The organism is Bifidobacterium catenulatum subsp. kashiwanohense JCM 15439 = DSM 21854 (assembly GCF_001042615.1).
Taxonomy (GTDB): Bacteria; Actinomycetota; Actinomycetes; order Actinomycetales; family Bifidobacteriaceae; genus Bifidobacterium; species Bifidobacterium catenulatum.
In genome coordinates this window covers 1714292-1727593 of record NZ_AP012327.1, presented here as the reverse complement: position 1 = coordinate 1727593, position 13302 = coordinate 1714292, and the positions used below count along the sequence as shown (strand labels likewise).

At 55.7% G+C, this 13302-nt stretch carries 12 protein-coding genes and 1 pseudogene; 3 read left to right on the top strand and 10 right to left on the bottom strand.

The window, feature by feature from the left end; all coding sequences use genetic code 11:
• Positions 1–277 precede the first annotated feature (277 nt).
• The 4 genes from BBKW_RS07505 to BBKW_RS07490 all read right to left on the bottom strand — a co-directional run bounded on the left by BBKW_RS07505 (position 278) and on the right by BBKW_RS07490 (position 4376).
• Positions 278–946 (bottom strand): alpha/beta hydrolase, encoded by a 669-nt coding sequence (locus tag BBKW_RS07505; RefSeq protein WP_033500586.1) that lies wholly within the window; start codon positions 944–946, stop codon positions 278–280.
• Positions 947–1082: 136 nt separating this feature from the next.
• Positions 1083–2309: a MalY/PatB family protein gene (locus BBKW_RS07500; protein WP_033500435.1), complete on the bottom strand. Its 1227-nt coding sequence runs from the start codon at positions 2307–2309 to the stop codon at positions 1083–1085.
• Between the two features lie 188 nt (positions 2310–2497).
• Positions 2498–3514: a LysR family transcriptional regulator gene (locus BBKW_RS07495; protein WP_081962232.1), complete on the bottom strand. Its 1017-nt coding sequence runs from the start codon at positions 3512–3514 to the stop codon at positions 2498–2500.
• 13 nt (positions 3515–3527) lie between these two features.
• The gene (locus BBKW_RS07490) at positions 3528–4376 is read right to left on the bottom strand and encodes a patatin-like phospholipase family protein (RefSeq protein WP_033500436.1); all 849 of its coding nucleotides are present in this window, start codon (positions 4374–4376) and stop codon (positions 3528–3530) included.
• A 156-nt stretch (positions 4377–4532) separates the two neighbouring features.
• On the opposite strand from BBKW_RS07490, the gene BBKW_RS07485 reads away from it, so the two are divergent.
• On the top strand, positions 4533–5471 hold the full coding sequence (locus BBKW_RS07485) for an isoaspartyl peptidase/L-asparaginase family protein (RefSeq protein ID WP_033500437.1): 939 nt from the start codon (positions 4533–4535) through the stop codon (positions 5469–5471).
• A gap of 130 nt (positions 5472–5601) precedes the next feature.
• On the opposite strand, the gene BBKW_RS07480 is transcribed toward BBKW_RS07485, so the two are convergent.
• From BBKW_RS07480 to murI, 3 genes and pseudogenes are all read right to left on the bottom strand, one after another.
• A complete protein-coding gene (locus BBKW_RS07480; protein ID WP_033500438.1) occupies positions 5602–7275 on the bottom strand; it encodes a peptide ABC transporter substrate-binding protein in 1674 nt (557 codons plus the stop codon).
• 119 nt (positions 7276–7394) lie between these two features.
• Positions 7395–7598 (bottom strand): annotated as a pseudogene (locus BBKW_RS10820) (DUF6363 domain-containing protein); the annotation flags it as partial.
• Positions 7599–7641: 43 nt separating this feature from the next.
• Complete coding sequence (gene murI, locus BBKW_RS07475) at positions 7642–8418, bottom strand: glutamate racemase (RefSeq protein WP_033500588.1); 777 nt, start codon at positions 8416–8418, stop codon at positions 7642–7644.
• 98 nt (positions 8419–8516) lie between these two features.
• On the opposite strand from murI, the gene dapF reads away from it, so the two are divergent.
• The gene (dapF, locus tag BBKW_RS07470) at positions 8517–9416 is read left to right on the top strand and encodes a diaminopimelate epimerase (protein WP_033500439.1); all 900 of its coding nucleotides are present in this window, start codon (positions 8517–8519) and stop codon (positions 9414–9416) included.
• Between the two features lie 154 nt (positions 9417–9570).
• Here dapF and BBKW_RS07465 read toward each other — a convergent pair whose 3' ends face one another.
• Positions 9571–10236: a vitamin K epoxide reductase family protein gene (locus BBKW_RS07465; RefSeq protein WP_048349532.1), complete on the bottom strand. Its 666-nt coding sequence runs from the start codon at positions 10234–10236 to the stop codon at positions 9571–9573.
• A gap of 93 nt (positions 10237–10329) precedes the next feature.
• Here BBKW_RS07465 and BBKW_RS07460 point away from each other — a divergent pair, with 93 nt between their 5' ends.
• Positions 10330–11208, top strand: a complete 879-nt coding sequence (locus tag BBKW_RS07460; protein ID WP_033500440.1) for a PHP domain-containing protein — start codon at positions 10330–10332, stop codon at positions 11206–11208.
• Between the two features lie 176 nt (positions 11209–11384).
• Here the strand turns inward: BBKW_RS07460 and BBKW_RS07455 are convergent, their stop codons facing one another.
• Together BBKW_RS07455 and BBKW_RS07450 are read right to left on the bottom strand one after the other, a co-directional pair.
• Complete coding sequence (locus BBKW_RS07455; RefSeq protein WP_033500441.1) at positions 11385–11609, bottom strand: DUF3107 domain-containing protein; 225 nt, start codon at positions 11607–11609, stop codon at positions 11385–11387.
• Positions 11610–11668: 59 nt separating this feature from the next.
• On the bottom strand, positions 11669–13207 hold the full coding sequence (locus BBKW_RS07450) for a phosphotransferase (protein WP_033500442.1): 1539 nt from the start codon (positions 13205–13207) through the stop codon (positions 11669–11671).
• Positions 13208–13302 lie beyond the last annotated feature (95 nt).

Sequence of the window (13302 nt, the reverse complement as noted above, 5' to 3'; positions counted from 1 at the left end):
GAACGGTCGCCAACATAACAGGTCCCGAATCCGATGGATTACTCCAGAAGGTTCGGGACCTTTTTAATAGTCTGCTTGAGAAAGTCTACTTGTCCTTTTAAGTTAAGCCAGATATCGCGGTTCAGCTTAGATGAACTGGGTGTATGTCCATGCATTTCGATGATTAGGGTGTATCGAGAGTTTCGAGTTGGTTTCAATGACAATCCGAGGGGTGAAAGCGAGTTTATGGGCACGCGTGCGGGGTCTCAGATGCGCAGGACTCCTCACGCAGCGCATATCACAATCCTAGCCAGGCACGTAGGTCATGAATTTCCTGATTGCAGATGCCGTGAGCCATTCCTGGATATTCGAAGTAGGTGAGATTGCCGGTTTGCGCGAGTTTGTTGCGCGCACACTGTTGGTCGGATAGTGGAATTGTGCGGTCTTCGCTGCCGTAACAGAGTGCGAATCGCGTGCGTCCGGTCGCGGGCAAGGGCTCAGCTGCTTCGCCTTTGAATGACGGACTCATCAAAATCGCCATATCGAACACATCGGGATGTTCCGCAACCATGCGATACGATAGGTATCCGCCTTGCGAAAACCCAATTAATACTTTACGGAACCGTACATATGCGGGCGAATCCAGCAATCGTACGACGGCATCGCCCACGGCACTGCACTCACGTCGACGCTCTCTTACGGAACATCCATCTGGATACCAGTAGTAGCTTCCGATGTAAGGACGTTCATACGTGCCTCGGAACGACAGATAATTTGGATGCTGGGCAGAAGCAATGGAGTTGTCCGTTGAAGATACGTCTCGCTTCGGAACATCATAAATCGCATCAATGATGCGGATCATCTCATTTTCATCATTGCTGAATCCATGAAATCCCAAGAACAGCAGATTATCGCCGTCCGTTTCGCGGGCTGTCACATCAATGCTGGTACTCACGTTCAAACGCATATCAACCTTCCATCGCATGTCGATAGTATGCGGATTTCCAACGGCACCATAACGGTGGATAGCGAATTGGACAAGGGTGCGATGCTCGCCGTCATGCTGCCGTTGGTTGAAGGAAACGCCGAATATGTGGCGAAGCTTACAGCAATCCATCCGCATGCAACGCGCCATACATGCGGTCCAAGCAATCCACAAGCAGCGGATAAGGCATTGCCACATTCACGCGCACGCAGCCGGCGCCGGCCTCGCCGCATAAACGCCCGTCGGTCAACGCCACTTGCGCTTTCTCAAGGAAGTATGTGGCTGGATCGTCGATGCCGAGCGGACCGAAATCAAGCCATGTAATATAGGTGCCCTGCGGCTTGATGTAGCCGACGCCAGCGAACCGTTCACGCATTTGTTCGTCGAAAAGGTCAAGATTTCTGCGTACGTAGGCGAACGCGTCCTGGAACCACGGGTCACCTTCGTTGTATGCGGTGGTGGTGGCAATCGCGCCGATGGTGGCGGTCTGATGCTCGCTCCACTCAGCCTTGACTGCCCACATGTCACGGTCGGCCGGATTAGTGAGCAGCACCTGCGCACATTTCGTGCCTGGAATATTGAACGACTTCGATGCGCTGGTGGCGGTTATTGACTGCAATGCTGCCTGTTCGCTGATGGTGGGGAATGGAATATGCTTGCCTTCGAACACAAACGGAGCATGGATCTCATCATTGAAAATGCGCACATCGTACTGCGCTGCCAAATCGCTTAGGCGCAGCTCTTCCTCCAGAGTAAGCACTTTGCCGATCGGATTATGAGGATTGCAAAGCACGAACGCATGGCATCCGGCCGCAAACGCGCGTTCAATGGCGTCGAAATCGAACAGCCACTGCGCTTCACCGGTTTCGGCGTCGCCGCTTTGCAGCATTTCGATTTCGATCACATTGACGTCATAGAGTTTCGGCACGCTTAGGAACGGCATGTAGGCAGGTGTCGGCACGATCACGCTGTTGCCTGCGCCGACCAGTTCGCGCAGGAAGACCTCATATGCCTCAAGCACGTCGGGAACCACGCGAATGATACTGGGATCCACATTCCAGCCGTAATGTGTGCGCTGCCAGCTTGCGCATGCCTCTGCCACGCGCTGCTTCCAAGGTTCGGGAATGTAGCCAAGTTTGCAATGGGCACAAGCGTTGTCGATGGCTTCCTGAATGCAGGGTGCTAGGCCGTAGTCCATTTCGGCGATGAACGCGCCGATGCAGCCGGGGTAGCGTGTCCACTTGTCGGAGCCGACTTCGGCAAGGTCGGTTGCGGTGGTGTGGTCGATGGCGTCGGCGTTAAAGCCGGAATCGGTACGATGCTTGATATCCATGATTTCTTCCATGATTCCAGCATGACGTACGCGTTGGGGGAAAGAACAGTGTGTTCTTGTGCTGAAAGCAGAGATGGTTATGAAGTTTTCTTATATCAGACGCTTTTGCTATTCAATTATTAATCTGATTATGTCGATGCTGAAAAAATAAGAAACATTCGCTTGCGCCAGCATCCCGCTATCGGGGAATCGGAAGTGAATCAGATGCTTTCCAAATACTGGTGCGACGCTTTTGCGATTTCGTCCTTGACGCGGGCGACCGCTGGGCGATTATCCGCTTTTCTCGTGACGAAACAGACTGTGCGGAATGCGTTGTCGTCGGCAATCGGAAGCGCGGCCAAGTCAGGCTGTGTTCCGGCGGTTGTGGCCAAACGGGACACGATCGAGACGCCCATGCCGACTTCCACGAGATTCTGCGTGGCCCAATAATCGTCGGTCGAATGCGTGATCTCCGGCATGAAACCGGCGGTACGTGCTAACGACACCAGATTCGCCCGACAGGTCTCACAGCCGGCGATCCACTGTTCGCCGCGTGCCGAAACCAGCTGGACCGGCAGATGCGAGCTTTCATACTGGCGTGTGATCGTGTTGTTCGCGCTGATCAGCAGCATCAGTGGATCGATACCGAAGGGGGAGACTTCCAAATCGTCCGGACCAACTAAAGCAGGCAGTGAATTGTATTGGAAGATGATCGCGCAATCGGCAAGCCCCTGTTCCAACGCGTCCATGGCCTCAGGCGGCTCCATCTGCATGAGGCTCACGCGAATGTCGGACGTTTTGCTGATATGCACGAGTACGCGCGCCACGAACGACGAGCATACCGATGGGGGAGCGACTAGGCGAATATGCGTCGATCCGTTGCGCTGGTATTCCTCCACATCTTTGACGGCCTGTGTGACGCGATTGTCGATGAGCTGCCCGTGGCGTGCCAGAATACGACCGATCGGCGTTAATTCCACCCCATGCGACGTGCGCTGCACGAGTTTTGCGTCAAGTTCGCGTTCGACCTTGCGGATTTGTTGGCTGATGGCCGGTTGCGACCAGCCGGTTTCGCGCGCGACCGCGGAGAACGAACCCAAACGTTCCACATTCCACAAGGTCACGAGAATCTGCGGGTTCAGTATTTTCGTGCTGAATCCCGTGGCATTCGCGGTGATGCTGATGTCGGTGTTCGTGTTGGCGTTGTTGCGCGTGTTGCTATCGGCTGGAGTGTTCATATGAGGATAGTGCTCAACTTTTTAGGAATGCGGGAATGGCTTCGGCTGCCGCATAGCCCGCGCGGTACATGCGTTCCAAACCTTCGAACGACTTGCTCAACGTGTTCAGGCCGTACAGGCTTTCCGGCGCGAGGATGAGCACGCGGCCGTCCTGCTCGTATTCCTTGGCCAGCGCCACTTCGTCGTTGTACGTCTGATAACGGTTGAGCAGTTTTTCCGCGGCTTCGGGGTGGCTGCGCTTCAAAATCCTGGCCGGGCCGATGTCCCTCTTCTGTTCGCGTACGGTGTCTTTCGGGCGGGTGAGTATCACCACGATACGGTCGTAGCCGTCATCGATGGCCTTCTGCACCGGAATCGGATCGGCGATGCCGCCGTCGTAGTAGGGGACGCCATCGATCGCATACGGTTCGCAAGCCACCGGCACCGCTGATGACGCCTTCATGATGTCGAAATTGTCGTAGCCCACGTCGGACTTGCTGAAATACTTTGTGGAGCCGTCTTCGGCGTTGCACGCAACCACGGTGAAACCGGTCGGGTTGGCTACGAAAGCCGCGTAGTCAACCGGATTTTCGCCATCATGATTGCTGAGCGTGCTATACACGTAGTCGAGGTTGGCGAAATTATGGTTCTTGACGTAGCTGTCGAAGCTCGCGTACTCCTTGCGGAACGCGTACTGCGTGTAGAACGTGTGGTTGCGACCGTGCTGCTTCGCGATGAACGAGACCATGTTGGCGCTTCCTGCGGAAACACCGTAGCAATGGTCGACGCTGATGCCGTCCTCAAGCATGCGGTCCATCACGCCCGCACCGTAGATCGCGCGGAAACCGCCGCCGGCGTCGATCATTGCCGTCCTGTGAGCCATATGCGCCCCGTCCTTTCGCCGTCCGTCCCTTTTGCGGGTTTCAATTGACTTTACGCGGTCTAATTGACGTATTTCTGCGTATTCGGTCATTTCTTAGCGAAGGACGACGTAAGATATCTGCGAATAATCAATAAAAATGGAGTGGAGAAGATATCAATGAACGAAGCTGCACTGCCTCAGTCGACGGTCCATATCGCCCAAGCTGATCCGGACGGGATTCTGCTGGTGATTCACGCGGGTGCCGGCAATCGTGGCAAAAAGGATACGCCAGAACGTCATGCCCGGGTGGAGCAGGATTTGAACAGGGCTCTTGAAGCTGGCTATGCGTTGCTGGAGCAGGGGGCTCCGGCGGAGGATGCCGTGTGCGCGGCTATCCGTGTCATGGAGGATGCTCCGGAGTTCAACGCTGGTCGTGGTGCTGCGCTGACAAGCGAAGGCATCGTATCCATGGATTCCTGCCTGATGACCGGTATCGATGGCGAGGTTGGTTCCGCATGTGGTCTGACCACGTCTAAGAATCCGATCAACGTAGCACGTGCCATCAAGGAAAAGACTAAGCATGTCATGTTTGCCAAGCCTGGTAATGATTTGCTTAAGGAGTGGGGAATCGAACTGTGCGACAGTGATTATTTCATCACTCCGGCACGTCAGGAATCCTTGCGCGAGGCGCAATCCAACGGCGATGAGTGGGAGAAGCATGGCACCATCGGCGCTGTCGCCCGTGACTCGTCCGGCAACATCGCTGCCGGCACCTCCACCGGTGGCATTACCAACCAGATGCCGGGACGTGTCGGCGATTCGCCTCTGCCGGGCTGTGGTACCTATGCCAACAACGATTCCGTCGCGATCTCCTGCACCGGCATCGGTGAGGCGTTCGTCAAGGAAGTCGCTGCGCATCAGGTTTCCGATCGTGTTCTGTACGCCAAGGAGGAGCCGATCGAGGCTGCGAAGGCGGCGCTGGATGGTGTCGCCCGTCATCATGGCGATGGCGGTATGATCGTCGTTCCGGCTCATGGTGAAGGCGCAATGGTGTTCAATAGCGAGATGATGAACTGCGGTTGGAAGTCTCCGAAGGGCAGCTACGTGCAGAGTTGATGCTGTAGCGGCAAACCGGCAAAACAAGCCACAAAAGTACAGTGGGGTTCGAATCCATGAAGGATTCGAACCCCACTGTACTTTAGCTCCCTATATGGCCGGCGAATCGTTCGTCCACCGGCCAGAGACATCACTTAGTGATGGTGTTGTAGGTAGGCAGATTGGTGTAATCGAACGATACGTTCTTCACGTTCGTCGCGGACGCGGCGGCGACGTTATCGTTCCACAGCGGAATCACCGGAAGATCCTTGGCCAGCACTTCCTGCGCCTTGGTGAAGTCCTCGGTTCGCTTCTTTACGTCGGTCTGGGCAAGTGCGGCGTTCAGGAGCTTGTCGAATTCCGCGCTCTTGTAATCACCATCGTTCGAACCATGACCGTCAGCGGAGCTGGAGGCATATAGCGGATTGAGATAATCTTCAGCGGACGGGTAATCCAGCATCCAGCCGGAACGGAACGCGGTTTTGATGGTGCGGTTGGTCACCTGGTTACGCACGTCGCTGAACGTGGCGTACGGCTCGCCAGCGGCGTCGATGTCGAGCGTGTTCTTGATCTGGTTGCACACGGCATCGATCCATTCCTTATGGCCGCCATCGGCGTTATAGGCGATTCGGAAGTTGCCGGACCATGGCTTGATGGCATTGGCTTTCTTCCAGAGTTCCTTGGCCTTGGAAGCGTTGTATTTCAGGTTGCTGCCGTTCTGTTCCAGTTTCTTCGCATGTTCGGGGACGAGCGGTGAAGTGAAATCGGTGGCCGGGGTCTTCGTGTTGTTGTAAACCTTCTTGACGACCTGGTCGCGGTTGATGGCCATGGAAATGGCCTGACGACGCAACTGGCCTTCTTCGTCGTTGCCAAAATGCTCAAGACGTTCCGGAATGATGAAGGACTGGAATGAGGATCCTGCCTGGCTGTAGGCGATTACGCCGGAATCCTGACGGAAGGTCTTCACCGCGGACTGTGGAATCTGATCCAGCACGTCGAGGTTGCCGGACAGCACGTCGGAGTAAGCGGAATCCTCATTCGTATAGACGCGGTATTCGATGCCTTTGTTGGATACCTTGCGGCTGCCCTTATAATCCTTGTTTGGTACGATGATGATGTTCTTGTCGTGGGACCAGGACTTGAACTTGTACGGACCATTGCCAATCGGAGCCTGACCGAACTTCTTGATGTCCTTAAATGCCACGCTTGGCAGCGGGAACATGGATTGGTGCGCGAGCTTGGTCGGGAATACGGAATCAGGCTTGTTCAGCTCGACGACCAGCGTGTAGTCGTCCGGGGTGGAAAGACCGGAAAGTGTGGCCTTCGGATCGACGTTCGGATCCTGCAGCTCGTCATAGCCCTTGATGGTGGAGAATCGGCTTGCGGTCTTCTGCGCGTTCTTCACATTGGCGGCGAAACTCCAAGTGTCGGCGAAGGAATGGGCGGTTACTGCCTCGCCGTTGGTGAACTTCCAGCCTTCCTTCAACTTGATCGTGTACTTGGTGGCATCCTCGTTCGGAGTGATACTCTCGGCGACTTCGAGATGTTGCTTGCCTTCTGCATCGAAGCTCACCAGACCTTCGAACAGGTATCGAATAACTCTGCCGCCGCCCATTTCATTGGTGTCGCTTGGAATTAGACCGTTCTGCGGTTCGCTGTTGTTCACTGAAATCAGTGAGGTGCTATCGGAACCGTTGGAGGCTGTGTCATCGCCGGACGACGAGCCGCATGCGGCGATCGACGTCAGCATGGCACCCGCCGCGGCCATGGCCAGCAGGCGACGGAACGCGTTGTTCTTCATTGCATTCTCCTTTAATGTCGACATTTCCGTCGATTATGTCGGCGAAAAACAATAGGACACAATATAGGAGTTATACAAAATTATCGCGTTATGTCTCAATTTGGAAATGAACCGCTCGCAGGCGATGGATACGGACGCCATCCTCAACTTTTTAGGAATGCGGGAATGGCCTCGGCTGCCGCATAGCCCGCGCGGTACATGCGTTCCAAACCTTCGAACGACTTGCTCAACGTGTTCAGGCCGTACAGGCTTTCCGGCGCGAGGATGAGCACGCGGCCGTCCTGCTCGTATTCCTTGGCCAGCGCCACTTCGTCGTTGTACTTCTGACAACGGTTGAGCAGTTTTTGCGGGTTTCAATTGGCTTTGCGCGGTCTATCGGAACATTCGCGGTCAGCGACCAAGCAGTGATTGCGCTAATTGTGCGATTTGCGTGGAAGTGTTGGAATTGGCCAGCTCGATGCCACCTTCCGCGTCTTCCGGAGAGAGCTTGCCCAACGATTCGAGCACCACGCCAAGATGGCGCACGGTGCCTTCGTTGCCGTCGATGATTGCCGCTGTGTCAGGCAGCAGTTCACGGAAATAGTTGCGATAGAACACGAAATGCGTGCATCCGAGCACGACGGAGTCGATTGTTGACAGATCGTATTGGTCGAAATATTGGTGCAGCGTGTGCATCACAACATCGTGATCGTCGAGTTGGCCGTGCTCGACGATCTCCACCAAACCGGGGCAGGGTTCCGGAAAGATCGTATGGTCTGTTTTAAAACGATCCATCAGCACGGCGAACTTGCGTTCCCGCAACGTCAGGGGAGTAGCTGCGACGATGACACGCTGACGATTGCCATGGCCTCGATCGCACGCCACCTTCAGCGCTGGTTCCATGCCGATGATCGGAATGTCGTATTTGTCGCGCAATTCGTTGGCTGCGGCGGAAGTGGCGGTATTGCAAGCGATGACAACCGCTTTCACTCCTTGCTCCACGAAACGTTTCACAATGGCGTCGGACAGCTTGCGTACCTGTTCAGGTGATTTGGTTCCGTACGGAGCGTTCGCGGAATCGCCAAAATACAGCACTCGTTCGTTCGGCATATCGCGGCGGATTTCGCGCGCCACGGAAATCCCGCCCAAACCGGAATCGAAAACGCCGATTGGTGCCGTTGAAGTCATACGTCCTCCCTTGTTCCGCACGCAAACATACTGCAACATAACGCACACGTGCTGCGTCCAACTCCTTCAATAGCCTACCGCGTGTAGAGTGAATCGGTATGAGCATTCCAAGCATTGTTTACAAAGCACACGCCACTGGCAACGATTTCGTGGTGTATCTAGACGCCGAAGGCACGTACGAGCCTACCGTCGATGAAGTGCGATTCCTGTGCGACCGTCATTTCGGTATCGGTGGCGACGGTTTGATCCGCCTTACACATCCGCAGGCGGTGTCCGATTTGAATGACAAGCAGATTGCCGTCTGTGCTGCCGGCAATGCGGATTGGTTCATGGACTACCGCAATGCGGACGGCTCGTTGGCTGAGATGTGCGGCAACGGCACGCGTGCGATTACCCTGTTCGCGCAACGGCAGGGTATTGCCGGTCAGCCGGGCGGTGAACCGTTCCGTCTCGGCACCCGTGCCGGTGTGAAGGTTCTGACTTCGCTTGGCGATGTGCCGACTCTTGGCAATGACGTGTTCCAGGTTGAGATGGGTTCATGGAAGTGCGGCGATCTTGATGGATACGAAGTGACGATTCCCGGCACGGCCGGTTCCGCACGCGGCACGTTCGTGGACATGGGAAATCCGCACGTGGTCGCCGTCATCGAAGACGCGTTCTCCAGCCTGCCGACCGTGGAACAGCTTGACCTGGTGACCAAGCCGGTCGTCTCACCCCAGATCGAAAGCGATCAGAACGTTGAATTCGTGCGCATCGACGAACAAAGCGAAGGTGACAACGAGGGCAGCGCCACCATGCGCGTCAGCGAACGCGGCTGCGGTGAGACATTATCGTGCGGTACGGGCCTGTGCGCCACCGCCATCACCCTGCGTGCCAAAACAGGCATCGACCATTGGACGATTACCGTGCGTGGCGGTACTTTGCGCGTCGACGTGACCGACGACGATGTGAAACTCACCGGATCGGCCACCATCATCGGCAAAATTGAACTGCTGTGAGTTGCATATGCGGTTCGTGCGGAACTCGCGCATGAACCGCATATGCGAAACTGAAATCCACGAATACGTAGCATAAAGAAAGAAGCCGGCTGTTTTCAGTCGGCTTCTTCTGTAAGCAAGCGAATCCTTACTGCTGATTGAACGTTACCTAACGTCAGCTGAACAGCATCGGGCCATCCTTGACGAGAATGATCACGATCAATGCCACAATCCATACGGCATCGACCATGAGATCGTAATTAAGACGGTAGTAAGTGCGCACGCCCGTACCTTTGGCCGGAATCTCCTGAACCAACGCCGTGGCATGAGACAACGCCATGAACTGCACGGTGGTGGAGAACATCAGGCATAGGCACCACGGGCATAGCGCGTTGATTACAAACAGCGACTGCGAGGTCAGCCAATACGAATAAGCCAGCGCGGCCAGTCCACCCAGCCATGTGCACAACGCAAACCAGCGAGGCACGGCAACCTTCGTCAGGCCGATCACTGCGATCGTTACGAACACTGATTCCGCGGCGATGCCGAAGAACGCATTCGGGAAACTCAAACCGGCGAACCTCACAATCTCAGCCTGCCACGATTCCGCAACCGTGGAACATGACATCACGGCATTCACATCACAGCTGAGCTTCTGACCGGGATTACGAGCCAATTTCAGTGTCTCGGCGGAAAGCACGAACGATACGACCAGCGCGACCGCCGAAGCGGCCAGCATGATCAGATACGTCCAAGTGGCGCCGTGACGCCAGCCGCGCGGCTTTGTATAAGCATCGTCGAGAGTGGCGTCGGCAACCAGTTCGCCGGAAAAATCGCTCATCATGCATCCTTGAATCAAAATACAAACGTTGTCATCGCTTAGTTTACGCGGTATTGTGCCGCGTTACGGCGAAGAACGGCTTACGATGGGTACATGATTCGTGTAGGCACTGCGGCACCGCCCGCTGAAGGTTGGGACATTCACTGCCATACCGTTTTTTCCGACGGTACGGAAACGCCGCGTACGTTGCTGAAAGAGGCACAATCATTACGATTGCATGGTGTTGCGATTGCCGATCATGACACGACCTCCGGCTGGCAGGATGCATTGGCTGCTTCGCGGGAGATTGGATTGCCGTTGTTACGCGGTACGGAAATCACTGCCGTCGATGAGAACGTATCCGTGCATATGCTCGCGTTTCAATATGATCCGCTGAACGCCGATATCAGCGAGATGTTCGCGTCCACCCGCGAGGCGCGACTGCGTAGAACCAAGCGCATGGTCGAACTGATGGCGCAGGATTTTCCGATCACGTGGGATGATGTGCTCGCGCAGGTGCGTGAAGGCAAGCGCACCACGATCGGCCGGCCGCATATCGCCGACGCATTGGTGGCGGCCGGCGTGTATGAAACGCGATCCGACGCTTTCGCCGATGCGGTGAGCGCAACGTCGAAATATTACATTCCCACGCCATCACCGACCACACATGACGTAGTGTCCGCGGTCAAGGGCGCGGGCGGGGTGGTGGTTATCGCCCACGCCGGAGACCCCCGACGTAATCGGACATTACTGACCGACCGGCAAATCGAATCTCTCATTACCGAAGGTTTGGATGGTTTGGAAGTGTGGCATCGCGGCAATCCGCCAGAACAACGCGAACGGCTGCTCACCATCGCCAATAGGCACGACCTGCTGGTGACTGGCGGATCCGACTGGCACGGCAAAGGCAAGCCGAACGCGCTGGGGGAGAATCTCACCGATGACGAAACAGTTCAGGAGATCATCAATCGAGGCGTCCGCTTGAGCAAATAATTGTCGAAGGCGAAAATAAAAAACCGAAATGCAATCATCGATGCGTAATCGCGATATGAAACCAGTAACGAGTTGATCTCCCAAAATGGAAAAGCCAGGCGCGAACGTCTGGCTTTTCTTGCTACGTCAAAAACGTGTGTTTCAGCTCGAAGCTGAAATCTGGTGAAGCGAACGGGTCAGAGGTTGCCGAAACCTACGGCGTGCTTAGTTTCAGAACCGATGATGGCGTAGCCAAGCGAACCTGCCGGCACCACGATGCGACGACCCTTGTCGTCCATCAGATTGATGGTCTTGCCGTTCTCCACGGCGTCGGCGATAGCCGCATTGACCTCATCGGCGCTTTGTTCGGTGCTGAAGGTGACGGTGCGGGCCACATTCTGAATGCCGAGTTCAATATCCATGGATGCTCCTTCGTGATAATGCGCAATGCATGCGCACGTGTATATACGGGTATGTGCGCCTATTCTACGCGTGGCTTCTCATCGGTGGCGTCTTCCGTCTCCCATCGATTAATCTGCGCCTGCGCTTTCTGCATGGTCGCCTCATCTCGTTCCAACAGAGGAATGAGTACGGTCGCGGCCTCGCTGTGCGATGCGGGAATCGATTCCTCATTCGTATCGTCGTTGCCGTCGGCCGTTTCCAGCCTGCTGATTACCATGGTGGAACTTGACGGCATGGATTCGTGCCGTTCTTTTGCGGAACGTTCCGGAATGAAAGTGCTGACCGAGGTCGCCTCACGCTCATTCGTACTGTCTGACGGTGCTTGTGATTGCTGGGTTCCGGCCGGTACAAACGCTTCCGTCGCATCGTTGACGATTTCCTTCGTCTTGCGGACCGGCTGGGAGTCGGTCACGTCGAAATCGCCGGTCACATCGAAATCTCCAGTGGAGTCATCCATATTCACAGCATCGATATGACGTTCACCGGTCGTGTCGGAATCATTCTGCTGCGCGGCTGCGTTACGGCGACGCTCCGATTCGTTCAGCAACGTGCCTACGGTGATCGTGCTCGGCGGGCGCTGGGGACGATCCTTGGCTTCCTGCTTCGATTTTGTTTGTGCGCGATTCTTCGCTGTGGTGACACCCAACTGGTGTGCCAAACGTTCCACCTGCGCCTTGAATTGCATAATCTTGGCGTTGTCCGCCTTGTTCAAAGCAGAAATGAAATCGCCGACCTGTTCCATCTGCAGCCACAGATTGGCGCGCAGCATAATCAGATCATCCAAACGGTTGCCCAACATGCGACCATATGCGGAAAGCAGAGCGTTACGGTGATTCTCATCAAGTTTGGCGAAAATCCAAGCCAAATCGCGGGCAGGATCGTTTACCTGCATGTCCTGCCAATTCGTGACCGCGGTGATGGACGAACCGGAGAACAGCAAATCGCCGTCACGCAATCCGCCGTGCACCGGGCAAGTGGAGAACGACCATAGTCCGTCGGTCTCAAGAATATTTGCCCAACTGGTGGTGATCTCCTGCGGAACATGCCCGGCTTGGCACAACCGTTTGATCCAAGCGGTCAGCTGTGCGCGAATCTGGCCGGTGGCAAACGTCGGATAGCCCGCTTCCTGCAAGAAGTCGGGGCGAAGGCGATGAATCGCCCCCAAAGCGGTGCCTACGCTGGAGCAATCGTCCAAAGTCAGCAGCTCCAACGGCCGCGCCTGACCCACATGATGGATGGCTACGAGCACGGACGTGGCTCCAGTGGGGGAATGCTTCAAATCGCCGTTGGAAAAAGCCACTATGCGATCGACGGCAAAACCCAATCCGCCTAATTCGCGGGCTTGCGCGAGCGTCTGCGCAGCGCGTACACGACCGGCAAGACGTTTACGGCCTTCAGGTGTGTTGGATGCGAACACGTCATACAGTTTGCCTGCCGCATCCTGAACCACGGCATGGTCGACTCCATACCCTTCGTCGGTCGGATTGGTCTGTTCGCTGGCGCGTGCGCCGGCAATGGCGGCATTGGGCATTGTCGCGCTGGTCAGGGCAGCCATCATAAATTCGCTTCGTTCGGTCACAATTCCAACCTTAATACACAGTAGGGGCGAAGTGGCGCCGACTTGCCCGTAAAATGCTGGCCAACCGCCAGTAA

Excerpts from the sequence above, each read along its gene's own strand:
- BBKW_RS07505 (WP_033500586.1), bottom strand. The coding sequence starts at position 946 with ATGCGTTTGAACGTGAGTACCAGCATTGATGTGACAGCCCGCGAAACG.
- BBKW_RS07500 (WP_033500435.1), bottom strand. The coding sequence starts at position 2,309 with ATGGAAGAAATCATGGATATCAAGCATCGTACCGATTCCGGCTTTAAC.
- BBKW_RS07495 (WP_081962232.1), bottom strand. The coding sequence starts at position 3,514 with ATGAACACTCCAGCCGATAGCAACACGCGCAACAACGCCAACACGAAC.
- BBKW_RS07490 (WP_033500436.1), bottom strand. The coding sequence starts at position 4,376 with ATGGCTCACAGGACGGCAATGATCGACGCCGGCGGCGGTTTCCGCGCG.
- BBKW_RS07485 (WP_033500437.1), top strand. The coding sequence starts at position 4,533 with ATGAACGAAGCTGCACTGCCTCAGTCGACGGTCCATATCGCCCAAGCT.
- BBKW_RS07480 (WP_033500438.1), bottom strand. The coding sequence starts at position 7,275 with ATGTCGACATTAAAGGAGAATGCAATGAAGAACAACGCGTTCCGTCGC.
- murI (WP_033500588.1), bottom strand. The coding sequence starts at position 8,418 with ATGACTTCAACGGCACCAATCGGCGTTTTCGATTCCGGTTTGGGCGGG.
- dapF (WP_033500439.1), top strand. The coding sequence starts at position 8,517 with ATGAGCATTCCAAGCATTGTTTACAAAGCACACGCCACTGGCAACGAT.
- BBKW_RS07465 (WP_048349532.1), bottom strand. The coding sequence starts at position 10,236 with ATGAGCGATTTTTCCGGCGAACTGGTTGCCGACGCCACTCTCGACGAT.
- BBKW_RS07460 (WP_033500440.1), top strand. The coding sequence starts at position 10,330 with ATGATTCGTGTAGGCACTGCGGCACCGCCCGCTGAAGGTTGGGACATT.
- BBKW_RS07455 (WP_033500441.1), bottom strand. The coding sequence starts at position 11,609 with ATGGATATTGAACTCGGCATTCAGAATGTGGCCCGCACCGTCACCTTC.
- BBKW_RS07450 (WP_033500442.1), bottom strand. The coding sequence starts at position 13,207 with ATGATGGCTGCCCTGACCAGCGCGACAATGCCCAATGCCGCCATTGCC.